Source organism: Pseudomonas sp. IT-P12 (assembly GCF_949767465.1).
In the GTDB taxonomy this organism is placed as follows: domain Bacteria; phylum Pseudomonadota; class Gammaproteobacteria; order Pseudomonadales; family Pseudomonadaceae; genus Aquipseudomonas.
Genome location: NZ_CATKPY010000002.1, coordinates 147,495 through 169,831, shown reverse-complemented (window position 1 = coordinate 169,831; position 22,337 = coordinate 147,495). Strand labels below are relative to the sequence as shown.

The 22,337-nt window shown below is 61.4% G+C and carries 20 protein-coding genes; 8 read left to right on the top strand and 12 right to left on the bottom strand.

Annotated elements, in window-relative coordinates:
• Positions 1–32 precede the first annotated feature (32 nt).
• The 9 genes from ACM6IM_RS01610 to ACM6IM_RS01570 all read right to left on the bottom strand — a co-directional run bounded on the left by ACM6IM_RS01610 (position 33) and on the right by ACM6IM_RS01570 (position 10,866).
• Positions 33–851 (bottom strand): phosphoglycolate phosphatase, encoded by an 819-nt coding sequence (locus tag ACM6IM_RS01610; protein ID WP_414863988.1) that lies wholly within the window; start codon positions 849–851, stop codon positions 33–35.
• On the bottom strand, positions 848–1,522 hold the full coding sequence (gene rpe, locus ACM6IM_RS01605) for a ribulose-phosphate 3-epimerase (protein ID WP_192306465.1): 675 nt from the start codon (positions 1,520–1,522) through the stop codon (positions 848–850). The genes ACM6IM_RS01610 and rpe overlap by 4 nt, the downstream gene beginning before the upstream one ends.
• An 80-nt stretch (positions 1,523–1,602) precedes the next feature.
• Complete coding sequence (locus ACM6IM_RS01600) at positions 1,603–2,751, bottom strand: iron-containing alcohol dehydrogenase (protein WP_414863987.1); 1,149 nt, start codon at positions 2,749–2,751, stop codon at positions 1,603–1,605.
• 205 nt (positions 2,752–2,956) lie between these two features.
• Entirely contained in the window at positions 2,957–3,781 is an 825-nt protein-coding gene (locus ACM6IM_RS01595) for an ABC transporter permease (RefSeq protein ID WP_192306469.1), read from the bottom strand.
• A 12-nt stretch (positions 3,782–3,793) separates the two neighbouring features.
• Positions 3,794–5,041, bottom strand: a complete 1,248-nt coding sequence (locus ACM6IM_RS01590; RefSeq protein WP_201191890.1) for an ABC transporter permease — start codon at positions 5,039–5,041, stop codon at positions 3,794–3,796.
• 161 nt (positions 5,042–5,202) lie between these two features.
• A complete protein-coding gene (locus ACM6IM_RS01585) occupies positions 5,203–6,246 on the bottom strand; it encodes an ABC transporter substrate-binding protein (RefSeq protein WP_201191887.1) in 1,044 nt (347 codons plus the stop codon).
• A 103-nt stretch (positions 6,247–6,349) separates the two neighbouring features.
• The gene (locus ACM6IM_RS01580; RefSeq protein WP_192306475.1) at positions 6,350–7,477 is read right to left on the bottom strand and encodes an ABC transporter ATP-binding protein; all 1,128 of its coding nucleotides are present in this window, start codon (positions 7,475–7,477) and stop codon (positions 6,350–6,352) included.
• Positions 7,478–7,728: 251 nt separating this feature from the next.
• Positions 7,729–8,358, bottom strand: a complete 630-nt coding sequence (locus ACM6IM_RS01575; RefSeq protein WP_201191885.1) for a response regulator — start codon at positions 8,356–8,358, stop codon at positions 7,729–7,731.
• A gap of 111 nt (positions 8,359–8,469) precedes the next feature.
• The gene (locus ACM6IM_RS01570) at positions 8,470–10,866 is read right to left on the bottom strand and encodes a PAS domain S-box protein (protein WP_414863986.1); all 2,397 of its coding nucleotides are present in this window, start codon (positions 10,864–10,866) and stop codon (positions 8,470–8,472) included.
• A 73-nt stretch (positions 10,867–10,939) separates the two neighbouring features.
• Between ACM6IM_RS01570 and ACM6IM_RS01565 the strand changes: the two genes are divergently transcribed.
• Positions 10,940–11,932 (top strand): alpha/beta hydrolase family protein, encoded by a 993-nt coding sequence (locus ACM6IM_RS01565; RefSeq protein WP_414863985.1) that lies wholly within the window; start codon positions 10,940–10,942, stop codon positions 11,930–11,932.
• A gap of 96 nt (positions 11,933–12,028) precedes the next feature.
• Here the strand turns inward: ACM6IM_RS01565 and ACM6IM_RS01560 are convergent, their stop codons facing one another.
• The 3 genes from ACM6IM_RS01560 to ACM6IM_RS01550 are packed head-to-tail and all read right to left on the bottom strand — an operon-like array spanning position 12,029 to position 14,485.
• Positions 12,029–12,796, bottom strand: a complete 768-nt coding sequence (locus tag ACM6IM_RS01560) for a DnaJ domain-containing protein (protein WP_201191879.1) — start codon at positions 12,794–12,796, stop codon at positions 12,029–12,031.
• A gap of 1 nt (position 12,797) precedes the next feature.
• Positions 12,798–13,469 carry an N-acetylmuramate alpha-1-phosphate uridylyltransferase MurU gene (gene murU / locus ACM6IM_RS01555; protein WP_414863984.1) on the bottom strand — a complete coding sequence of 224 codons (672 nt, stop codon included), beginning with the start codon at positions 13,467–13,469 and terminating at the stop codon, positions 12,798–12,800.
• Positions 13,466–14,485 carry an aminoglycoside phosphotransferase family protein gene (locus tag ACM6IM_RS01550; RefSeq protein ID WP_414863983.1) on the bottom strand — a complete coding sequence of 340 codons (1,020 nt, stop codon included), beginning with the start codon at positions 14,483–14,485 and terminating at the stop codon, positions 13,466–13,468. Before ACM6IM_RS01550 ends, murU begins: the two co-directional genes overlap by 4 nt.
• 130 nt (positions 14,486–14,615) lie before the next feature.
• Here ACM6IM_RS01550 and ACM6IM_RS01545 point away from each other — a divergent pair, with 130 nt between their 5' ends.
• From ACM6IM_RS01545 to glpE, 7 genes are all read left to right on the top strand, one after another.
• The gene (locus tag ACM6IM_RS01545) at positions 14,616–17,417 is read left to right on the top strand and encodes an LPS-assembly protein LptD (RefSeq protein ID WP_201191873.1); all 2,802 of its coding nucleotides are present in this window, start codon (positions 14,616–14,618) and stop codon (positions 17,415–17,417) included.
• On the top strand, positions 17,398–18,714 hold the full coding sequence (surA, locus tag ACM6IM_RS01540) for a peptidylprolyl isomerase SurA (RefSeq protein ID WP_192306490.1): 1,317 nt from the start codon (positions 17,398–17,400) through the stop codon (positions 18,712–18,714). The genes ACM6IM_RS01545 and surA overlap by 20 nt, the downstream gene beginning before the upstream one ends.
• Positions 18,711–19,700: a 4-hydroxythreonine-4-phosphate dehydrogenase PdxA gene (gene pdxA / locus ACM6IM_RS01535; protein WP_414863982.1), complete on the top strand. Its 990-nt coding sequence runs from the start codon at positions 18,711–18,713 to the stop codon at positions 19,698–19,700. The genes surA and pdxA overlap by 4 nt, the downstream gene beginning before the upstream one ends.
• Positions 19,697–20,512: a 16S rRNA (adenine(1518)-N(6)/adenine(1519)-N(6))-dimethyltransferase RsmA gene (rsmA, locus tag ACM6IM_RS01530; protein WP_192306494.1), complete on the top strand. Its 816-nt coding sequence runs from the start codon at positions 19,697–19,699 to the stop codon at positions 20,510–20,512. The genes pdxA and rsmA overlap by 4 nt, the downstream gene beginning before the upstream one ends.
• 124 nt (positions 20,513–20,636) lie before the next feature.
• Positions 20,637–21,017 carry a Co2+/Mg2+ efflux protein ApaG gene (apaG, locus tag ACM6IM_RS01525; protein WP_192306496.1) on the top strand — a complete coding sequence of 127 codons (381 nt, stop codon included), beginning with the start codon at positions 20,637–20,639 and terminating at the stop codon, positions 21,015–21,017.
• Positions 21,017–21,898: a symmetrical bis(5'-nucleosyl)-tetraphosphatase gene (locus ACM6IM_RS01520; protein ID WP_201191869.1), complete on the top strand. Its 882-nt coding sequence runs from the start codon at positions 21,017–21,019 to the stop codon at positions 21,896–21,898. The genes apaG and ACM6IM_RS01520 overlap by 1 nt, the downstream gene beginning before the upstream one ends.
• A 33-nt stretch (positions 21,899–21,931) precedes the next feature.
• Positions 21,932–22,261 carry a thiosulfate sulfurtransferase GlpE gene (gene glpE / locus ACM6IM_RS01515; RefSeq protein WP_192306500.1) on the top strand — a complete coding sequence of 110 codons (330 nt, stop codon included), beginning with the start codon at positions 21,932–21,934 and terminating at the stop codon, positions 22,259–22,261.
• Positions 22,262–22,337: the final 76 nt, after the last annotated feature.

Below are 22,337 nucleotides of genomic sequence, written 5' to 3'. Positions count from 1 at the left end.
CAAACGCGCCGGTAATACCGGCCAGGAACAAGTCAGGCGCGCCAACGCCAACGGGCCAGGGCCTTGATGACTTTCATCCAGAGTTTGCGAGTGACCACCACGATGGCGTTTCCAGAAGGGGATTTAACAACGTCGCCCAACGTTATCTCAGCGGCCGGATCCAGGCAACCGGGAATTAGCTTGCGCAGATCGTCGATGACCAGCGCCGGCGACTCTTCGGCAATCGGCCGGCCATGATTGTAGCCGTAGCTGAGCGCCACGCATTTGACCCCTGCGGCTTTGGCGGCCAGCACATCGCTGCGCGAATCGCCGACAAACAGCGATTGCGATGCCGGAATGTTGGCCATTTTCATCACGAAAAACAGCGCGGCGGGATCAGGCTTCTTCTGCGGCAGGGTGTCGCCGCCGATGATCCACTTGAAGTACCGGCCGATTTTCATCTGATCCAGCAACGGCGCGACAAAACGCTCCGGCTTGTTGGTGATCAGGGCCATTTCCACGCCGTGCTTGTTCAACCACTTGAGGGTGTCGCGCACACCGGGGTAAACCACCGTCAGTTCATGACCCGCCTCATAAAAGCCGTTGAACAGCTCCAGGGCCTGTTCGGCCTCGAGCTCATCGACACCCTCGGCGTCGATGTGGTTGGCCAAGGCACGCCGCACCAATACAGGTGCGCCATTGCCGACCCACTCGCGCACCGATTCGATGCCGGCCGGTGGGCGTCCGAGCTTGAGCAGCATGTTATCCACCGCCGCGGCCAGGTCAGGGACGGAATCGATCAGCGTGCCATCCAGATCGAACATCACCAGACGCGGCAGTCGGCCCGGAAACAGTTGCTCAAAACCACTCATGGGCGGGCCAGCGCCAGTTCAGCGCGCATCTTCTCGATCACTTCCTGATAGTTCGGCGCATTGAAGATGGCCGAGCCGGCGACGAAGGTGTCGGCGCCCGCCGCCGCGATTTCACGGATGTTGTTCACGTTCACGCCGCCGTCGATTTCCAGGCGGATGTCGCGACCGGACGCATCGATCAGGGCGCGGGCTTCACGCAGCTTGTCGAGGGTGCCGGGGATGAACTTCTGCCCGCCGAAGCCTGGGTTGACGCTCATGAGCAGGATCATGTCGACCTTGTCCATCACGTACTTGAGCACGTCCAGCGGGGTCGCGGGGTTGAACACCAGCCCGGACTTGCAGCCACCTTCGCGGATCAGTTGCAGGGAACGGTCGATGTGTTGCGTGGCTTCCGGGTGGAAGGTGATGTAGGTTGCGCCGGCCTCGATGAAATCACCGACGATGCGGTCCACCGGGCTGACCATCAGGTGCGCGTCGATCGGCGCGGTGACACCGTATTTGCGCAAGGCGGCGCACACCATCGGGCCGATGGTCAGGTTGGGCACGTAGTGATTGTCCATGACATCGAAGTGCACGAAGTCGGCACCGGCGGCCAGAACGTTGTCCACTTCTTCACCCAGGCGGGCGAAGTCGGCGGAGAGAATCGACGGAGCAATTACGAAGGGCTGCATGACGCACCTTTTCTGAGCTAAATCACGATGGCGCGCATTGTATACCTCATGCTTTGACGCGCGCACCGTGAGCACGATGATCAGTACGCCGAGCGATAGATCTTCTCGATATCAATGGCGCTCAACTTGCGCGGATTGTTGCGCATCAAGCGCTCAATGCCCGCCGCTTCCATAGCCATGGCGGGAATCGCGTCCTCGGGAACCCCGAAACTGCGCAGGCCCGGCGGTATTTCCACCGCCGCACACAGCGCAGTCATCGCCTCCACGGCTTTATCGGCCGCCTCACTGGTACTCAAATGAGCCGTTTTGACCCCCATGGCTTCGGCGATATCCTGCATGCGCTCGAGGCAGGCCATCTTGTTCCAGGTCATGACATACGGCAGCAACAAGGCATTGCTGACGCCGTGGGCAATGTTGAAACGCCCGCCCAGCGGATACGCCAGGGCGTGCACCGCGCCGACCCCGGCATTACCGAAGGCCATGCCGGCCATCAGGCTGGCGGTGGCCATGTCTTCGCGGGCTTGCAGGTTGGACGGGTTGGCATAGGCCTTGGGCAGCGCCCTGGCGATCAGCTTGATTGCGCCGATGGCCAGCGCATCGGTTATCGCCGAGGCATTGACCGACAGGTAGGACTCGATGGCGTGCACCAGGGCATCGACGCCGCTGGCGGCGGTGACGCTGCGCGGACACGTCAGGGTCATTTGCGGGCTGACCAGCGCCACATCCGGCAGCAGATAGTCGCTTACGATGCCTTTTTTCAGCTGCGCGACCTTGTCGGAGAGGATCGCCACGTTGGTCACTTCCGAACCAGTGCCGGCGGTCGTCGGGATGGCGATCAGCGGCGGCCCCTTGCGCGGCACCTGGTCGACGCCGAACAGATCCTCCAGCGCACCGTGGTAACCGGCGTACGCCGCGACACATTTGGCGATGTCGATGGCACTGCCGCCACCCAGGCCGATCAAGCCGTCATGCCCGCCGTCCCGGTAAACCCGCATGCAGTCTTCGACGATGGCAATCTCCGGATCGGGCAGCACCCGGTCGAAAATCTCGAAGGCCCGGTCTCCCAGCTGCGCAAGCGCCAGCTCGACCGTACCGGACTTGACCAGCGCCGCATCGGTGACAATCAACGGGTTATCGATGTCCAGGCGTGCGAGTTCGGCGGACAGCTGCTCGATGGCGGCCGCGCCGGTGATCAGTTTGTGAGCGATTTTGAACGAGGAAAGACTCATCGTGCGCAGCCTCTTATAGACAGGGGAGCTGGGCACAATAGTAGCTGGGGATTTGGGGTTGTCTGCCATTCAGGGCGTGAATGACAGCACGGGACAACTGTGGGAGCGGGCTTGCTCGCGAAGGCGCCGTGTCAGTCAACATTGATGTCGTCTGATAAACCGCTTCGCGAGCAAGCCCGCTCCCACCTACCCACCGTGGGTCGCTTCAGACCTGTGCGGTGCGCAGTTTTTCACTGCGGCCACGCAGCCACTCCAGGGTCAGCAGCAGGATCACCGAGAAGGCAATCAGCAGCGTCGCGGCGGCGGCGATGGTCGGGCTGAGGTTTTCGCGAATGCCGCTGAACATCTGCCGTGGCAGGGTCGCCTGCTCGGGGCCGGCGAGGAACAGCGTCACCACCACTTCATCGAACGAGGTGGCAAAGGCGAACAACGCCCCTGAAATCACACCCGGTGCAATCAGTGGCAAGGTCACCCGACGGAACGCCGTCAGCGGTGAAGCGCCGAGGCTGGCAGCCGCGCGCACCAGGTTGTGGTTGAAGCCCTGCAGCGTCGCCGAAACGGTGATAATCACGAACGGTACACCCAGTACCGCGTGGACCACGATCAACGAGAAGAAACTGTTGCCCAGGCCCAATGGCGCGAAGAACAGGTAGCTCGCCACACCGATGATCACCACCGGCACTACCATCGGCGAAATCACCAAGGCCATCACCAGGGATTTGCCCGGGAAGTCGCCGCGTGTCAGCCCGATCGCCGCCAGCGTACCGAAGACCATGGCCAGCGCCGTGGCCGCCGGGGCAACGATGATGCTGTTCTTCAACGCCCGCATCCATTCCGCCGAAGCGAAGAAATCGTGATACCACTGCAACGAGAAGCCCTGCAGCGGGTACACCAGGAAGCTGCCGGAGTTGAACGACAGCGGAATGATGACCAGCACCGGCAGTACCAGGAACAACAGGATCAGGCCGCAGAGAATCCGCAAGCTGTAGAACCACACCCGCTCGACGGGCGACATATAAGGACTCAGCATTTCAATTCCCCCTTAGCTCAGGCGCAGGCGACTGGCGCCCACCAGCCAGCTGTAAATCAGGTAAAGCACCACGGTCGCCAACAGCAGCAGCCCGCCCAGGGCGGTCGCCATGCCCCAGTTGATGCTGGTATTGGTGTAGAACGCGACGAAGTAACTGACCATCTGATCGTTCGGGCTGCCCAGCAACGCCGGGGTGATGTAGTAGCCAATGGCGAGAATGAACACCAGCAGGCACCCGGCACCGACGCCGGCATAGGTCTGTGGGAAGTACACCCGCCAGAAACTGGCGAACGGATGGCAGCCTAGGGAAATCGCGGCGCGCATGTAGGTCGGCGAGATGCCTTTCATCACGCTGTAGATCGGCAGGATCATGAACGGCAGCAGGATGTGCACCATGGAGATGTAGACCCCGGTGCGGTTGAACACCAGTTCCAGCGGCTTATCGATGATGCCCATGGCCATCAGGGCGCTGTTGATCAAGCCACCGGACTGCAACAACACGATCCACGCCGCGACCCGCACCAGGATCGACGTCCAGAACGGCAGGAGCACCAGGATCATCAACAGGTTGCTCTGACGCGCCGGCAAGTTCGCCAGCAGGTACGCCAACGGATAGGCCAGCACCAGGCAAAACGCGGTGATGATCACGCCCATCCAGAACGTGCGGGCAAAAATGTCGAGGTAAATCGCCTGATCGGGGGTCGCCGGGGCCACCTCACCCAGGTCATCGATGCGGTGATCGACCGCCGCCAGCAGGTAATACGGGGTGATGCTGCTGGTGTTACGGCGCACTGCCTGCCAGTAGGCCGGGTCACCCCAGCGCTCGTCGAGGCCTTCCAGCGCGTCTTTGTAAGACGCCGGCTCCTCAGCGAGCGGCAAGGCGCGTGCAGTTTTGGTCAGCAGGCTGCGGTAGCCGGCCAGTTCCATGTTCAGGCGCTTGGACAAATCACCCAGGGTCTGATTCTTGCGGGCTTCGGCGAGGTCTTCGGCGGCCGCTTTGTACACAGGTTCAGCGGGCAGGCCGCGGCCGTCCCAACTGGCGATGGCCTGGACCGTGCGCGGCATGCCGCCGACCACTTCCGGGTTGCCCACGCTTTTGTAGAGCAGCGCCACGATTGGCACCAGGAACACCAGCAACAGAAACAGCACCAGCGGCGCGATCAAGGCCTGGGCTTTCCAGCGGTTGACCCGCTCGGCGTGCTTGAGCCGCTGCTTCAAGGTGGGGTCAGTGCCCGCGTTCACGGGAACGGCGATAGCCATGGCGTACTCCGGAAATCTTTGATCGTTACAGAGGCGGCAGACACCGCTTCGAACTTTTGATGTGGAAGGGAGCCTGCTCGCGAAGGCGTCGATACATCCGCAACAGTCGCTGTCAGATCGACCGCATTCGCGAGCAGGCTCGCTCCCACAAGGTCATGCGTTTACTTCGCAGCCCAGGCGTTGAAACGCTGTTCCAGTTGCTCACCGTTGTCAGCCCAGAAGCTGACGTCGATCTGCACCTGGTTGGCGATGTTTTCCGGGGTGGTCGGCATGTCTTTCAGGACATCCTTGGCCAGCAACGGCACGGCCTGGGTGTTGGCAGGACCGTAGGCGATGTTTTCCGAGTAGGTCTTCTGCTGCTGTGGCTGCACCGAGAACGCGATGAATTTCTTCGCTGCCTCGGCACGCTCCTTGCTCAGGCCACGTGGAATCGCCCAGGCGTCGAAGTCGTAGATGCCACCGTTCCACACCACTTTCAGGTTGCTTTCTTTCTGCACGGCGGCGATCCGGCCGTTGTAGGCCGAACTCATGACCACGTCACCGGAAGCCAGGTACTGCGGCGGCTGTGCGCCGGCTTCCCACCACTGGATGCTTGGCTTGAGTTCATCGAGCTTCTTGAACGCGCGGTCCTGGCCATCTTTACCGGCCAGCACCTTGTAGACGTCTTTGGGCGCAACACCGTCGGCCATCAGGGCGAATTCCAGGGTGTACTTGGCGCCTTTACGCAGGCCACGCTTGCCCGGGAATTGCTTGGTGTCCCAGAAGTCCGCCCAACTGGTCGGTGCGGTTTTCAACTTGTCGGCGTTGTAGGCCAGGACTGTCGACCATACGAAAAAGCCCACGCCGCAAGGCTGGATAGCGCCCTTGACGTAATCTTCGCTCTTGCCGAACAGTGCCGGGTCAAGTTGCTCGAACATGTCTTCGTCGCAACCACGGGACAGTTCCGGCGACTCCACTTCCACCAGGTCCCAGGACACGCTCTTGGTGTCGACCATGGCCTTGACCTTGGCCATTTCGCCGTTGTACTCGCCCGCTACGATCTTGCCATTACCTGCCGCTTCCCACGGCGCGTAGAAGGCTTTGACTTGCGCCGCCTTGTTCGCCCCGCCAAAGGACACCACGGTCAGGTCCGGGCCCGCCGCCATCGCGTGTGCCGCACCGATCATGCCCATGACCAGGGCGGTGAATTTCAGGGATCTCAACATTTATTGTTCTCTCCACGTGCAGGGTTGGGTGTTGGTATTGCCGGGGCGATCAGTTCGCCTCTTGTGGACGCTATCGCTTGGTTTTCCCATCGCGGTGCGGAAACTAAGCGACAGCGTCCCCTAATGGGTCGAGCGCGCGGACGTGTTCGACCTGCCAGCCAAGCGGAACCACATCGCCGACAGCGAGCGCGGGATCGAGCTCGGCAATCGGCTGTTTCACAAAGAAGTCGGTCTTGCCGCAGACTTCCAGGCGAACCCGGACGTGGTCGCCCAGATAGATGAATTCCGCCACCCTCCCTGAGAAGCGGTTGACACAGGACTCGCTCGAACCATTGAGGCTCACGCGTTCCGGACGAATCGACAGCGTGACGGGTTCGCCGGTCCTGCCGACATTGACCGCCAGCGCTTCAACCTTTTCACCACGCCCGAGCTCGACCACGCAACGGTCGCCGGTGTGGCTGTGCAAACGGCCATTGAGGCGGTTGTTCTCGCCGATGAAGTTGGCAACGAAGGTGTTTTTTGGCTCTTCGTAGAGGTGGCGCGGCGGGGCGATCTGCTGGATTTCGCCCTGGTGGAACACCGCGACGCGGTCGGACATGGTCAGGGCCTCGCCCTGGTCGTGAGTCACGTAGACCACCGTCACACCGAGGCGCTCGTGCAGGTGTTTGATCTCCATCTGCATGTGTTCGCGCAATTGCTTGTCCAGCGCACCGAGCGGTTCGTCCATCAGCACCAGCTGTGGCTCGAACACCAGTGCGCGCGCCAACGCCACACGCTGCTGCTGGCCGCCCGACAACTGTGCCGGGTAGCGCTGGGCGAAGGTGTCGAGCTGCACCATGCTCAGGACTTTCTTGACCTTGTCGCTGACATCGCTTTTGTTCAGGCCGCGCACGGTCAGCGGGAACGCGAGGTTCTCGGCCACGGTCATGTGCGGGAACAGGGCATAGTTCTGAAACACCATGCCGATGTCGCGTTTGTGCGGCGGCACGTTATTGATCGAGCGCCCGGCCAGGAGGATTTCACCGGCGGTCGGGGTTTCGAAACCGGCGAGCATCATCAGGCTGGTGGTCTTGCCCGAACCGGACGGCCCGAGCAGGGTGAGGAATTCGCCCTTGCGAATGTCCAGGTTGAGGTCTTTGACGATCAGGTTCTCGCCGTCGTAGCTCTTCTGCACTCCACGAAAGCTGACCAGAATGTCACTGGCCCCTGCGCTTGAATCGACCTGGCTCATACCCACACCTTTGTTGTTGATGACTGCTGTGGACTAAGCCTAGTGGACGCTGGGGAGCACGCAAATCGGGGCGCAGGAGAGAATCGCCTCAGCCGGATGGAAGGTTGCGGGTAGGGATTGCCCTACAAGAATGGCGCGTTTTGGCAACCGCGGCGGCACGCGCCTGGTTGCAGGCCGCCGTTCCACGCAAAAACGCTGAGACGGCATGTCGCAAATGGACATGCCGCCCCCACAGGGGTCATCCGTGATGCCTAGAGGAGCTTGTGCTCCATTGCGTACTTCACCAGTTCGGCCAGCGAGGTGATGTTGAGTTTCTGCATCAGCCGCGCCTTGTGGGTGCTGATGGTTTTATTGCTCAGGGCCAGTTGCTGGGCAATGTCGTTGACGTTGGCGCCCTGAGCCAGACGCTCGAACACCGAAAACTCGCGCTCCGAGAGCAACGAATGCAGGGGACGCGAATCGGTCAGGCCGACTTCGAAGACCATGCGGTCGGCCAGTTCAGGATCGATGTAGCGCCCGCCCGACGCCACTTTGCGGATCGCCGTCAGCAGCAGCGCCGGATCGCTGTCCTTGGTGGCATACCCCGCCGCGCCCACCTTCAATGCCCGCGCCGCCATTTGCGCTTCGTCGTGCATCGACAACACCAGGATGGCCGGTGGATTGTTCAGTGCGCGGATCCGCGGGATCGCTTCCAGGCCATTGACGCCCGGCATGGAGATATCCAGCAACACCACTTCGCAGGGAACATGGCGCAAGGTCTCGAGCAACTGCTCGCCATTGCTCGCCTCCCCCACCACCTGCAGGTCCTTGGCCAGACCAATCAGCTGCTTGATGCCTTCGCGAACGATGGTGTGGTCTTCGGCTACCAGTACACGGATCACGTTCTTCTCCAGATTCAAAATCCATCGCGGGCCAGTCCGCCCCAGGAACGCTCAACACCCTATCAGAGCGCGCTTGCCTGCGAAGGCAGCCGTTCAGACACCGCCCACTGTTCAGGCTTCATCCAGCGGCACCCACACGCTCAGGGTCGTGCCCTCCCCCGGCTCGCTTTCGAGCGACAATCGCCCACCCATGATCAACACCCGCTCACGCATACCGACCAGACCAAAGGAAGTCGGTCGGCCGGTGGCGGCAACAAATCCTACGCCATCATCGCTGACGGTCAGGCACAACTCGTTGCCTTCAAGGGTCAGTGTCAATTCGACAGTATGCGCCTGGGCGTGCCGCATGACATTGGTCAGTGCTTCCTGAAGAATCCGGAACAAGCCGATTGCCATGGCGTCACTGAGCGCTGGCAGGTATTCCGGCACCTGCACCAGGCACGGAATCTGCGTACGCGCCTCGAAACGCCGCGCCTGCCACTCAATGGCCGAGGCAATCCCGGCATCGAGAATCGGTGGGCGCAAGGCTGTCGCGACATCACGTACCAACTGGAACAGTTGAGCGATCAGCCGCTTCATGCTGTGCAAACGTTCGTTCAGACCCGGGTCGAGCTGAGCGTATGCCAATTCGCACATGGACGTTTCCAGCTTCAGCACTGTCAGCATCTGCCCCAACTCGTCGTGCACTTCCCGGGCAATTCGGGCCTTTTCTTCCTCCCGGACGCTCTCAAGGTGCGCGGACAATTCGCGCAGCTGTTCACGGGAGCTGGCCAGCTCCAACTCGATGCGCTTGCTCTCGCTGATGTCCCAGACAATACCGTCCCACACCGAACTGCCGTCCTCCAGCCGCCGGGTGATGGCCTTGATCTCGGCCCAGCGCAAATCACCCTGACGCGTGAGAATCCGGCCCTGCCACGACCAGTCGCTGTCGGTGTCCAGCGCATGGTCCTGGGTCTGGTGGTAACTGGCCTTGTCGTCCGGATACACCAGGCTGCGCAAACCCTTGTCTCGATGGGCGAGGGTCGCCGGCGAGTAACCCACCAGGCTTTCGCTGCCCTCACTGATGTAGGCAAAGTCGATCTGCCTGGTCACCGGTGCCCGTTCCAGGCGGAAGACCAATCCCGGGACATTGGCGGCAATGCCTTGCAGGCGCGCCTCGCTTTCCTGCAACGCCGCCAGTGCGCGGCGGCGCTCGGTCACATCGTTGAGATAAACCACCAGGTATTCGCCATCCCGAAACCGCAGGAAGCTCAGCGAAACATCGGTCGGCAGCATGCTGCCATCGGCTCGCAGGCAATTGGTTTCGAAACTCAGCGGCCCTTCCTCGCTGGCGCGGGCGCGCTTCCACAGGTTCAGCCAACGGTCCATGTGCAGGCCAGGCTCAAGGTCGATCAGCGGCCGGTCAATGATGCCGCCCTCCGAATAGCCCAGCATGGTTTCGGCGGCGCGGTTGGCGTAGCGCACGTGACTGTCCCAGTTGACCCAGAGAATCCCGACCGTGCTCTGGTCGATGGAAAACTGGGTCAGACGCAAGGCCTCTTCACTGGCGGCGCGCAGGGCAATGTCTTCCCGCGCCGCCAGCAGCCGATGTTCCAGGCTGAGTTGCTGCCGACGCTGCCAGAACACGATGGCCATGCTGCTCAACATCAAGACCGCCAGGAGCAGGCTGAGGTTCTGCCAGAACCCTCTCGACTCGGTGAGGCGCGGGTATTTGGGCTGCAACCATTGGTTGTGCAACTGCTCCAGATCCTTGGCCGGGATCACTCGCAGTGCACTTTCGATAATGCCGGCCAACTCCGGCCAGTCGCGACGCGTGGCCACACGCAACAGCTGGGGCAGGCCAATGTCGCCGACCACCACCAGGCCGGCGAAGTCCGGCTCGACGGACAGCCGCCCCAGTTGCGCTTCGTCGATTACCGCGTAACTGGCCTGCTGGCTCACCAGCAGTTGCAAGGCCTGGCGCTCGAGGGGCACCCCCTGGAGGTTCAGATGCGGATAGTTGCTGCGCAGGTAATCGGCGGTGGCACTGGGCATGCGCACGGCAACGCGGGTCTGGCTGTCGAGTTTCTCCAGTTCAACGACACCGGCGGCTTTCTGGTCGCTGACCACCAACTGCGGGACCCGCATGTACGGATCGGAAAACTGCCACAGGCGCAAGCCGCCGGGGGTTTGCGCCAACCCGGGGGCGAGATCGATTTCACCCTCGCGGGCAGCGGCCTCCAATTGAGCCAGGTCGGGAAAATTGCGCCAGCTCAGTTCGACATTGAGCGCCTTGGCCAGCCACTTCATCAGCTCGACGTTAACCCCGGACAAGCGCTGCAAACGGCGATCGTATTGCGCATAGGGCACCTGCAACACCACGCCGACGCGCAGCTCGCCATGTTGCGCCAGCCATTGTTGCTGGCTGGCGGACAATGGCGCGACGTGCGGCGGTGGTGCAGAGGTTGCCCAGCCCATCAAGGGAAACCACAAACAGCCGATAACCCACAGGCAGCGAATACGCTTCATCGAAGTCTCACACACTGACAAATACTGACCAACCCATTAGGCTGCCGGAATAACTTCTGGCCTGGAATAACCGATGCCCCCTGTCTACCGCCTGGCACTGCCAGCATTGTGCCTGTCGTTGATCCTGCCTTGTGCCTTTTCCGTCGAGGCCGCTGACCCGGCACCTGCCGCCGCAGAAAAACCGACCGACGAAAAAGCGGCCGCGCGTCAGCCGCTGCTTGAGCGCAGTCAGGAAGAAGCGACAGCACTTGAGCGAAAAATCCCTGCTCAGGAACAGCAACAACTGCAAGCGGGCAGCGATACGTTTCTGGCTTTATGGAAGCCGGCCAATACGGCTGAACCCAAGGGCGCGGTCATTATCATCCCGGGCGCCGGTGAAACCGTTGACTGGCCGCAGGCAATCGGCCCATTGCGCCGCAAACTGCCGGACGCCGAATGGAGCAGCCTGAGTATCACCCTGCCCGACCCGCAAAGCGATGCCATCGCGCCTCGCGTCGTCGAAGTGCCGGCGACGATCAAAGCCCCAGACGTTGGCAGCAAGGACTCGACCACGGCTGCGCCCATCGAACAGGTGGCGGGCGGTGAAGCCGACATGGTGGACAAGGCGGTCGTCGAGACCAGCGACGAACAGGTCAAGGCCGATGCCGAACGAATCTTTGCACGCATTGATGCAGCGATTGCCTACGCCGAACAGCAAAGCGCGCGCAGCATCGTGCTGCTTGGCCATGGCACCGGTGCCTATTGGGCGGCGCGTTACCTGAGCGAAAAGCAGCCCTCGCAAGTCGAGAAATTCGTGATGGTGGCAGCTCAAACACCTGGCGCGGCAAAACCCGGGCTGGTTGAACTGACGCCGACGCTGAAATTGCCGACCGCCGACCTCTTCTATCTGGACAAGCCTCTGGATCGCAGTGCTGCACTGGAACGGTTGCAGGCCAGCAAGCGACTCAAGGCATCTGCGTTCAGCCAGGTCTCGCTCAAGGCGTTGCCGGGCAATAGCAAGGACCAGCAGGAGCAGTTGGTCCGCCGGGTCCGGGGTTGGTTGAACCCCCAATCCGTAGAGGACTGATCAACCGCGTCGCCTCTATCGCGAGCCGGCTCGCTCACACACTGAATACGGTGCCTGGCGAAGCGAGACCGGCAGGCTGACAACAGCCCCCTTGCGCTAGCGGAAATCCCGCCGCTGGCGAATCAACGTGTACGCGCTGTGCAGTTCTCGCGTCATGTCCGTGGCCTCGCGCACTTGCGAAGCCGTCGCGCCGCTGCCGGCGACCTTGTCCGGGTGATGACGACTGAGCAGGCGTCGATAGGCACGCTTGATCTGCGCCGGTTCGGTGTCGGCAGTCACCCCCAGCAACTGCAGTGCCTCCTGATAAACAAGCGAGCTGTTGGCCAGCGGACGCTTGGCCGGCTCATAATCGGCCGCAAGCGCCTGCACCTGGTATGACTTCCAGCCGAGCCACTTGCCCCATTGCGCAATCAACTTGCGCTCGGCCATACCGGCACGCCCGTCCGCCCAGACCATTCGCCAGCAGGCTCGCAGCACGCCTTCCGCTGCATGGGGCTGAATGCTGAGGCGGCGCAGATAACGGCGCAAAGGGTCATGACCGGACTTCCCACGATTGAATGCCGCAATGGCCCGCTGCTTCGCCGCCTCGGTCATTTCCAGCGCCTGCATTTCCCGCCGCGCCTGCAGGATGTGGCCGTCCAGCACCCGGCCGTTGCTCTTGGCCAGCCGCCCGAGCAACACGAACAGCAATTCATCGTTGCGCAGCACCGAGCGCCCGCCCAACGCTTCGCGCAAATGCGCCCAGCTCTGCAATTGCAGGCGTCGATCCAGCGCCTGGCCCAACAAGGCGCCAAGCATGGCCCCCGGAATGCTGGCGACGAAAAAGCCCACTCCGGCTCCAATCAGAGTCCCTGGCCACAGCATGTCAGCGACTCGCTTCAATCAAGGTTTCGACTTCAGCGAGACGTTCGTGGGTGCCGACATCCACCCAGCGACCGTGCAACCGCTCCCCTGTCACCTGCCCCTCGATCATGGCCTTGCGCAGCAGCGGCGCCAGCTTGAAAGCGCCTGGCGAACAACCGTCGAACAACTGCGGATGCAACACCGCAATGCCACTGTAGGTCAGGGTCGTCCCGCCCGGTTGGCCATCGCGAACCTGACCGTCGACCAGCGTGAAGTCGCCGGCCGGATGGTGTCGCGGGTTATCCGCCAGCACCAGATGAGCCAGGCCGGCAATGGGTGCGTGCAGCACACTGAAGTCGTAATCGGTCCAGATATCGCCGTTGACCACCACGAACGCGTCGTCGCCCAACAACGGCAGTGCGCGAAAGATCCCGCCGCCCGTTTCAAGGGGCTCACCTTCCGGCGAGTACTGAATGCTCACGCCATACTGTGAGCCATCACCCAGGTAATCTTCGATCTGCTGGCCCAGCCATGCATGGTTGATCACGATGTCGGTGAAGCCGGCGGCGGCCAGCGCGTGCAGGTGATACTCGATCAACGGCACGCCATTGGCGCGGACAAGGGGCTTGGGGGTCGTCAGGGTCAGGGGACGCATGCGCTCCCCCTTGCCGGCAGCCAGAATCATTGCCTTCATGCATTTGCTCCGGCACGCAGACTGAGGAGCAACACATCCAGCTCAGCCAGTTCGGGCCGGCGGGCGATCACTGCATCTATATAAGCAAAGAATCGCGGCACGTCTGCCAGGTAGCGTGGCTTGCCGTCGCGATGACAGATGCGGGCAAAGATGCCGATGACTTTCAGGTGACGCTGCACCCCCATCAGGTCGCTGGCCCGCAGGAAGTCGTCGAAATCGGGCTGGACCGGGATACCCAGAGCGACCGCTTGTTTCCAGTAGCCTTCCAGCCAGCCGTGAACACGTTCTTCGGGCCAGCTGAGGAACGCATCCTTGAACAGGCAGGTCACGTCATAGGTCACCGGGCCGTAGACCGCATCCTGGAAATCCAGGACGCCGGGATTCGGCTCGCTGAGCATCAGATTACGCGGCATGTAGTCGCGGTGGACCAACACCTTGGGCTGGGCCAGGGCACTGTCGATCAACAGCTCGGTCACGTTATCCCAGAGTACCTGCTGCGCCGGATCGAATTCGATGCCCAGCTCGCGCTTCACGTACCACTCGGGGAACAGTTCGAGCTCGCGACGCAGCAGCGCAACGTCATAACTGGGCAGCGGGGCGACCATCGGCAACTGTTGAAAAGCGGTCAAAGCCTGCAGGGCATCGGTGAACAAATCGTCGGCATTTTCACTGTCGATGACATCCAGGTACGTCTTGTTGCCCAGGTCATTGAGCAAAAGAAACCCGCGTTCGAGGTCTTCAGCATAAATTTTCGGCACATTTATTCCGGATTTCGCCAACAAAAAGGCGATATCCACGAAGGGTTTGCAGTTTTCCTGGGGGGGCGGAGCGTCCATGACGATGAAACTTCTGCCTGCGCCCTCCCACCGGAAATAGCGCCGAAAACTCGCATCACTACTGGCCGCAGTCAACGTGGCCGGGGGTACGGCGCCCCAACCCTGCTCCGCAAAGAGGGCCGCCAACTGCTCATCGAGCCAAACTTTCAGGTGTTGCAAACGTACATCTTGGTCAGGCATTACAAGGGTCTCCGACGGCCCTAGCCGTCAAGCGGGTCATGCTTTATTATCCAGCATCTTTTTCAGACCATCGAGAGGCGTGCGGCCCACACCGCGGGCAGATGGCACGCAGGAAGCCCGGACTAATAAGATGGCATTGAAATCCCCCGCGTTTCGTAAAAAATTTCCGTTGTTGGTCACTGGCAGTCTGCTGGCCCTGCAACCCCTAGCCACTTCGTTCGTGGTCGCCGCGGAACAGTATGACTGCTCAGTCTCTGCTTCGGGTGCCTGGGACTGTGCGCCAAAGACGCCGGCGGCAGCCTTGCCTCCGCGTCCCGTCCATGACGGCAGCGCAGTCAGCTCCAGTGGTGACGCCCCGGCGCAGACCGGTTCCGACGAAGAAACCGGCGCCAAGCCCGTGCTGGTGACCGAGTCCAAGGGTCGCGGCCTCAAGTCACGTAGCGAAGACTACAGTCATCTTGACTGGGTTCCGCGCGAGAAGCTCACTGCAGCACAATTGGCCGAAACCGGTCCTTACTGCTCTGGTTCCTATATCGAACCGATTCGTCCTGGCATGAATGACAAGACGAATAAAAGTGACGCTCCGACCTTCGTCGGCGCCAAGGCCTCCCGCTACAAGCAGGATGAGCAGATTGCCACCCTGGCCGGCGATGTCGTCCTGCGTCAAGGCAGCATGCAGGCTGAAGCCGACGAAGCGAACCTCTACCAGGCCGAGAGCCGTGGCGAGCTGGACGGCAACGTGCGCATTCGCGACAACGGCGCCTTGATCGTCGGCGACCACGCCGAAGTGCAGCTCGACACCGGTGAAGCCAAAGTCGATAACGCCGAATACGTGATGCACAAATCCCGTATCCGCGGTAACGCGCTGTATGCCAAACGGGCCGAGAACGCGATCATCCGCCTCAAGGATGGTACGTACACCACGTGCGAACCGAACAGCAACGCCTGGCAGCTCAAGGGCAACAACATCACCTTGAACCCGGCCACCGGTTTCGGTACCGCGACCAACGTGACACTGCGGGTCAAGGACATTCCGGTCCTGTATACGCCGTACATCTATTTCCCGATCGACGACCGTCGCCAGTCCGGCTTCCTGCCGCCGACCATCGGCAGCGGCAGCGATACCGGCTTCCTGCTGGTCACCCCTTACTACTTCAACCTGGCGCCGAACTACGATGCCACGTTATACCCGCGCTACATGAGCAAGCGCGGCCTGTTGATGGAAGGCGAGTTCCGTTACCTGACCAAGTCCAGCGAAGGTCAGTTCGGCGCGGCGTACCTCAACGACGACGACACCGAACGCAGCAAGCAGACCGACTACGAAAAAACCCGCTACATGTACAACTGGCAGCACAAGGGTGGCCTCGATTCGCGCGTACTGACCCAAGTCGATTACACCAAGATCAGCGATCCTTACTACTTCCAGGATCTGCAGACTGACCAGATCGGTGTGAAAAGCGACGATTACGTCAACCAGCAGGGTTCCGTGACCTACCGTGGCGACAGCTACACCGCTCGGGTAAACGCCCAGGCTTATCAACTGGCGACCGTTTCGAACATCACGCCGTATGATCGTTTGCCGCAGATCACCTTCAATGGTCAGCTGCCGGTACACCCTAGCGGCCTGAATTTCGACTATGAGACCGAAGTCGTGCGGTTTGATCGCGACCTGAAAACCGGCAACTTTGTACAGGAAGACGGCGTCACGACTGAACCGCGCCTGGACACCAACGTGTTTGGCCTGGCCCGCGCCAACGGTGATCGTCTGAACGTCAAGCCAGGTGTCAGCCTGCCATTGAACTGGACCTATGGTTTCCTGAAGCCGTCGCTCAAGTATCAATACACCCAATATCAGCTGGATCTCGATGGTCAGGGTAAAGCCGACATCGCCGGTCAAGGTGCTGAAGGCGACCGCCTGAACGGTACGTTCAGCAGCAACCAGAACCGTGGCGTGCCGATCGCCAGCATCGACAGTGGCCTGTATTTCGATCGTGATACCACCTGGTTCGGCAAGAACTATCGCCAGACCCTGGAACCTCGTCTGTTCTACCTCTATGTACCTGAGGAAGACCAGAAGGACATTCCCGTGTTCGACACCGGGGAGTACACCTTCAATTACGCGTCGTTGTTCCGCGACAACCGCTTCTCCGGCTCCGACCGCGTTGGCGACGAGAACAAGCTGTCGCTGGGTGTGACCAACCGCTGGATCGAAGAAAACGGTTTCGAGCGTCAACGCATCAGCATCGGCCAGGCCTTGTACTTCAAGGACCGCAAAGTCCAGCTGCCAGGTATCGATGAGCGAACCCGCAAAGACGCGCAGTCCGATGTCTCGCCTTACGCGCTGGAATACGAATACCGCTGGAACCGCGATTGGCGCACCACGGCCGATTACAACTGGGACCCGGACAGCCGCAGCCCTCGCTCGGGCAGCGCGATGTTCCACTACCAGCCAGAAGACAACCCGAACAAGGTCATCAACGCCGGCTATCGCTATCGTAATGACCAGGTCCGTTACGACCAGAACACCGGCCAATGGTCGGTGGGTGGTGGTGACTACGGCACGCCGGGCCAGCCTGGCTACGTGAAGGACTATTACAAGATCGAACAGCACGATTTCTCGGTGATCTGGCCGATCGTGCCACAGTGGAACGCCATCAGCCGCTGGCAGTATGACTACAACCGTAACCGTACCCTGGAAGCCTTCGGTGGTTTCGAGTACGACAACTGCTGCTGGAAACTGCGCCTGATCAACCGTTACTGGGTCAGTTATGACGAGTTCAGTCAGAACGCCCCGGAAAACGAAAAAGGCGACCACGGCGTCTTCCTACAAATCGTTCTGAAAGGTCTCGGCGGCCTCACCGGCGCCAAAGTAGAGAGCTTCCTCGACAAAGGCATCCAAGGTTATCGTGAACGTGAAGACCAAGCTTTCTGATTGTCTGCGCCCGCTTGTGCTGGGCGCGCTGTTCCTGGGTACTGCGGCGAATGCCGCGGTACAGTCCATCGATAAAGTGGTGGCCATTGTCGACAACGATGTGGTCATGCAGAGCCAACTGGACCAGCGTGTTCGCGAAGTTCAGCAAACCATCGCCAAGCGCGGCGCCGCTGTGCCGCCAGCCGGCGTGCTGGATCAGCAGGTGCTTGAGCGCCTGATCGTCGAGAACCTGCAATTGCAGATCGGCGAACGCTCCGGTATCCGTATCACCGATGAGGAGCTGAATCAGGCGGTCGGCACCATTGCCCAGCGCAATAACATGTCGCTTGAGCAGTTCCGTGCTGCCCTGTCTCGTGACGGTCTGTCCTATGAGGACGCCCGCGAGCAGATCCGCCGTGAAATGGTCATCAGCCGCGTGCGCCAACGCCGTGTGGCCGAGCGCATCCAGGTTTCCGAACAGGAAGTGAAGAACTTCCTCGCTTCCGACCTGGGCAAGATGCAGCTGTCCGAAGAGTTTCGCCTGGCCAACATCCTGATCCCTACGCCGGAAAGCGCCAACTCCGACGCCATTCAGAATGCAGCCAAACAGGCAGACGCGGTGTACCAGCAACTCCAGCAAGGCGCCGACTTTGGCCAATTGGCCATTGCCAAATCCGCCAGCGAAACCGCACTGGAAGGCGGCGACATGGGCTGGCGTAAAGCTGCTCAATTGCCCCCTCCGTTCGACCGCATGCTGAGCACCATGAGCGTTGGCGAAATCACGGCACCGATGCGCACCCCCGGGGGCTTCATCATCCTGAAGATCCTCGACAAGCGCGGCGGCGAAGCCCAGGTACGCGACGAAGTGCACGTGCGTCATATCCTGGTCAAGCCAAGCCCGATTCGCGATGAAGCGAAAACCAAGGCCCTGGCTCAATCGCTCTACAGCCGTATCGAAGCGGGCGAAGACTTCTCCGAGCTGGCCAAGAGCTATTCGGAAGACCCGGGTTCCGCCCTCAACGGTGGCGACCTGAACTGGATCGATCCCAATGCACTGGTGCCCGAGTTCCGTGAAGTGATGGCCAAGACTCCGCAAGGTCAGCTGTCCAAGCCGTTCCAGACCCAGTATGGCTGGCACGTCCTGGAAGTCCTTGGCCGCCGCGCGACCGACAGTACCAACCAGGCCCGGGAACAACAGGCCATGACCGTACTGCGTAACCGCAAATACGACGAAGAGCTGCAAACCTGGCTGCGGCAGATCCGTGACGAAGCCTACGTAGAAATCAAACTCCCTGGTGCAGACCAGGCAGCGCAGTGAAACCCCAACGTTTCGCGCTGACACCCGGCGAACCGGCGGGCATCGGTCCAGACCTGTGCCTGCTGCTCGCCTCGCAACCCCAGCCACACCCTCTGATTGCCATTACCAGCCGTGACCTGCTCCTGGAGCGGGCCGCGCACCTGGGCGTGGCTGTCGATTTGCTGCCGGTGACGCCGGGCAACTGGCCGGATCGACCCGCGCCAGCCAACAGCCTGTATGTCTGGGATACGCCGCTCGGTGCTCCGGTAACGGCTGGACGACTGGACAAGGCCAATGCCGCGTTCGTTCTGGAAACCCTGACCCGCGCGGGCCAGGGATGCCTGGACGGGCATTTTGCCGGGATGATCACCGCGCCCGTGCACAAGGGCGTGATCAATGAATCGGGCATCGCCTTTTCCGGTCACACGGAATTCCTCGCCGACCTGACGCACACTGCACAGGTGGTGATGATGCTCGCGACGCGGGGCTTGCGCGTGGCCCTGGTGACCACTCACCTGCCCCTTCGCGACATTGCCGATGCCATCACCCCGGAGCGGCTGGAACAGGTGACGCGGATTCTGCACACCGACCTGCAAGAAAAATTCGGCATCGCCCGGCCACGCATCCTGGTGTGCGGACTCAATCCGCATGCTGGCGAAGGCGGTCACCTGGGCCATGAAGAAATCGACATCATCGAACCTACCCTGGAGCGCCTGCGCGGCGAAGGCATGGACCTTCGCGGCCCGCTGCCCGCCGACACGCTGTTTACCCCCAAATATCTGGAGCACTGCGACGCAGTGCTGGCGATGTACCACGACCAGGGCTTGCCCGTGCTGAAATACAAAGGTTTCGGTGCGGCCGTCAATGTGACCCTAGGCCTGCCGATCATCCGCACGTCAGTCGACCACGGCACCGCCCTGGATCTGGCCGGCAGCGGCAAGATCGACACCGGCAGCCTGCAGGTCGCCCTGGAAACCGCCTACCAGATGGCCGAGACCCGTTTATGACCGAGCACTACCAACACAAGGCGCGCAAACGCTTTGGCCAGAACTTCCTGCACGATGCCGGCGTTATCGACCGCATCCTGCGCTCCATCCATGCCAAGCCCGAAGACCGCATGCTGGAAATCGGCCCGGGCCAGGGGGCGCTGACACAAGGCCTGCTCGGCAGCGGCGCGCAACTGGACGTGGTGGAGCTGGACAAGGACCTGATCCCGATCCTCAACCAGCAATTCGCCGGCAAGAGCAATTTCAACCTGCATCAGGGCGACGCGCTGAAGTTCGACTTCAACAGCCTGAACGCTGCGCCGAACAGCCTGCGCGTGGTCGGCAACCTGCCGTACAACATCTCCACGCCACTGATTTTCCACCTGCTGAACAACGCTGGGATCATTCGCGACATGCACTTCATGCTGCAAAAAGAAGTGGTCGAGCGTCTGGCTGCGGGCCCTGGCGGCGGCGACTGGGGTCGCCTGTCGATCATGGTTCAGTATCACTGCCGCGTGGAGCACCTGTTCAACGTAGGGCCCGGCGCGTTCAACCCGCCACCCAAAGTCGACTCGGCCATCGTGCGCCTCGTGCCGCACGCCGTCCTGCCGCACCCGGCCAAGGATCACCGCTTGCTGGAGCGCGTCGTGCGCGAAGCCTTCAACCAGCGTCGCAAGACCCTGCGCAACACCCTCAAGCTGTTGCTCAGCAGCGACGAAATCGCCGCCACCGGTGTCGACGGCAGCCTGCGCCCCGAGCAACTCGACCTGGCCGCCTTCGTGCGCCTGGCCGACAAGCTCAGCGAAAAACTGCAGCAACCCGCCGCCGTCTGACCGGCAACCCGCGTCATCGGGTAGGACACCAGCGCCCATGTCTGGTCTACTACCCGATACTTGGCCTAGACTGAGTCTCATCAGCTACGCCCCCGCGTCCCGCTCAGTTTTTAAGGCCCCTTGCATGTCCGATCCTCGTTATCAGGTCGACGTCAGCGTCGTCACCCGCTATCTGGCAGAACAATCGCAACCCGAGCAAAACCGCTTTGCCTTCGCCTACACCATCACCGTGCACAACAACGGCGAATTACCGGCCAAACTGCTGTCGCGGCACTGGGTGATCACCGACGGTGACGGGCATGTCGAGGAAGTGCGAGGCGCCGGTGTCGTGGGTTTACAGCCGTTGATCCAGTCCGGCGCCAACCATACCTACAGCAGCGGCACCGTCATGACGACCAAAGTCGGCACCATGCAAGGCACCTATCAAATGATTGCCGACGACGGCAAGCACTTCGATGCCATCATTGCCCCCTTCCGCCTGGCCGTACCGGGAGCCTTGCACTGATGGCGACGTACGCCGTCGGTGACTTGCAAGGTTGCCTCGAACCCCTTAAATGCCTGCTCGAGCAGGTGGCCTTCGACCCTGCCCGGGATACGTTGTGGCTGGTGGGCGACCTGGTCAACCGTGGCCCGCAGTCGCTGGAAACCCTGCGTTTTCTCTACGGCATCCGCGACTCGCTGGTGTGCGTGCTCGGTAACCACGACTTGCACCTGCTGGCCGCCGGGCACAACATCGAACGTCTGAAGAAAGCCGACACCCTGCGTGAAATCCTCCAGGCGCCGGATGGCTCGCAGTTGCTGGAGTGGTTACGCCAGCAAAAGCTCATGCACTACGACGAACAACGCAACATCGCGCTGGTTCATGCCGGCATTCCACCACAATGGTCGCTGCGCAAAGCCCTCAAGTGCGCGGCGGAAGTCGAGGAGGTCCTGCGTGACGACAATCGCCTGACTCCCTACCTCGACGGCATGTACGGCAACGAGCCGCTGAAATGGGACAACGACCTCAAAGGCGTGACGCGCCTGCGGGTGATCACCAACTATTTCACCCGGATGCGGTTCTGCACCAGCGAAGGCAAGCTCGACCTGAAGGGCAAGGAAGGCGTCGACACCGCGCCGCCCGGTTACGCCCCCTGGTTTACCTACAAGGAACGCAAAACCCGGGACGTGAAGATCATCTTCGGTCACTGGGCAGCGCTCGAAGGCCGGTGTGACCAGCCAGGCATCTTCGCCCTCGACACCGGTTGCGTCTGGGGCGGATCGATGACCCTGATGAACGTCGACACCCTTGAACGCATTCAATGCCAATGCGACGACCATGGCCACGCGATGCCGCCAGTCGTCCCGTCTCTTTCCGCATCAACGTCAGCCGGCGCCCAGCGCTAGACTGCGCTTTGAGCCGAGCCCCAGGAGCCCGCCATGAGCGAATTCAAACGCATCCCCCCAGAACAGGCCCAGGCCCTGCGCGAACAAGGCGCAGTCGTGGTCGATGTCAGAGACCCGGCCACATTTGCCGCGCTGCACATCAGCGGTTCGAAGCATCTGGACAATCATTCCCTGCATGCCTTCATTCAGGGCGCCGACCTGGACGCGCCGACCGTCGTGGTCTGCTATCACGGCAATTCCAGCCAGGGCGCGGCGGCCTATCTGGTCGGCCAGGGTTTCTCGGACGTCTACAGCCTGGATGGCGGTTTTGAGCTATGGCGCACGACCTATCCGGCGGAAACGTCGCAAAGCACCGGCGAATAATTTTTTTGTAACGCGCCAGCCCCCGGCTCCCGCGGGCTGGCGCGCCACCAGACGAACGGTCAGCCACAACTAATTA

What these genes read in the sequence shown, in the direction of transcription:
- ACM6IM_RS01560 (WP_201191879.1), bottom strand. Translation starts at nt 12,796, where the DNA reads ATGCTGTGGCCAGGGACTCTGATTGGAGCCGGAGTGGGCTTTTTCGTC.
- ACM6IM_RS01520 (WP_201191869.1), top strand. Translation starts at nt 21,017, where the DNA reads ATGGCGACGTACGCCGTCGGTGACTTGCAAGGTTGCCTCGAACCCCTT.
- ACM6IM_RS01610 (WP_414863988.1), bottom strand. Translation starts at nt 851, where the DNA reads ATGAGTGGTTTTGAGCAACTGTTTCCGGGCCGACTGCCGCGTCTGGTG.
- murU (WP_414863984.1), bottom strand. Translation starts at nt 13,469, where the DNA reads ATGAAGGCAATGATTCTGGCTGCCGGCAAGGGGGAGCGCATGCGTCCC.
- ACM6IM_RS01550 (WP_414863983.1), bottom strand. Translation starts at nt 14,485, where the DNA reads ATGCCTGACCAAGATGTACGTTTGCAACACCTGAAAGTTTGGCTCGAT.
- ACM6IM_RS01565 (WP_414863985.1), top strand. Translation starts at nt 10,940, where the DNA reads ATGCCCCCTGTCTACCGCCTGGCACTGCCAGCATTGTGCCTGTCGTTG.
- ACM6IM_RS01600 (WP_414863987.1), bottom strand. Translation starts at nt 2,751, where the DNA reads ATGAGTCTTTCCTCGTTCAAAATCGCTCACAAACTGATCACCGGCGCG.
- ACM6IM_RS01585 (WP_201191887.1), bottom strand. Translation starts at nt 6,246, where the DNA reads ATGTTGAGATCCCTGAAATTCACCGCCCTGGTCATGGGCATGATCGGT.
- ACM6IM_RS01570 (WP_414863986.1), bottom strand. Translation starts at nt 10,866, where the DNA reads ATGAAGCGTATTCGCTGCCTGTGGGTTATCGGCTGTTTGTGGTTTCCC.
- ACM6IM_RS01580 (WP_192306475.1), bottom strand. Translation starts at nt 7,477, where the DNA reads ATGAGCCAGGTCGATTCAAGCGCAGGGGCCAGTGACATTCTGGTCAGC.
- rpe (WP_192306465.1), bottom strand. Translation starts at nt 1,522, where the DNA reads ATGCAGCCCTTCGTAATTGCTCCGTCGATTCTCTCCGCCGACTTCGCC.
- glpE (WP_192306500.1), top strand. Translation starts at nt 21,932, where the DNA reads ATGAGCGAATTCAAACGCATCCCCCCAGAACAGGCCCAGGCCCTGCGC.
- ACM6IM_RS01595 (WP_192306469.1), bottom strand. Translation starts at nt 3,781, where the DNA reads ATGCTGAGTCCTTATATGTCGCCCGTCGAGCGGGTGTGGTTCTACAGC.
- ACM6IM_RS01545 (WP_201191873.1), top strand. Translation starts at nt 14,616, where the DNA reads ATGGCATTGAAATCCCCCGCGTTTCGTAAAAAATTTCCGTTGTTGGTC.
- apaG (WP_192306496.1), top strand. Translation starts at nt 20,637, where the DNA reads ATGTCCGATCCTCGTTATCAGGTCGACGTCAGCGTCGTCACCCGCTAT.
- rsmA (WP_192306494.1), top strand. Translation starts at nt 19,697, where the DNA reads ATGACCGAGCACTACCAACACAAGGCGCGCAAACGCTTTGGCCAGAAC.
- ACM6IM_RS01590 (WP_201191890.1), bottom strand. Translation starts at nt 5,041, where the DNA reads ATGGCTATCGCCGTTCCCGTGAACGCGGGCACTGACCCCACCTTGAAG.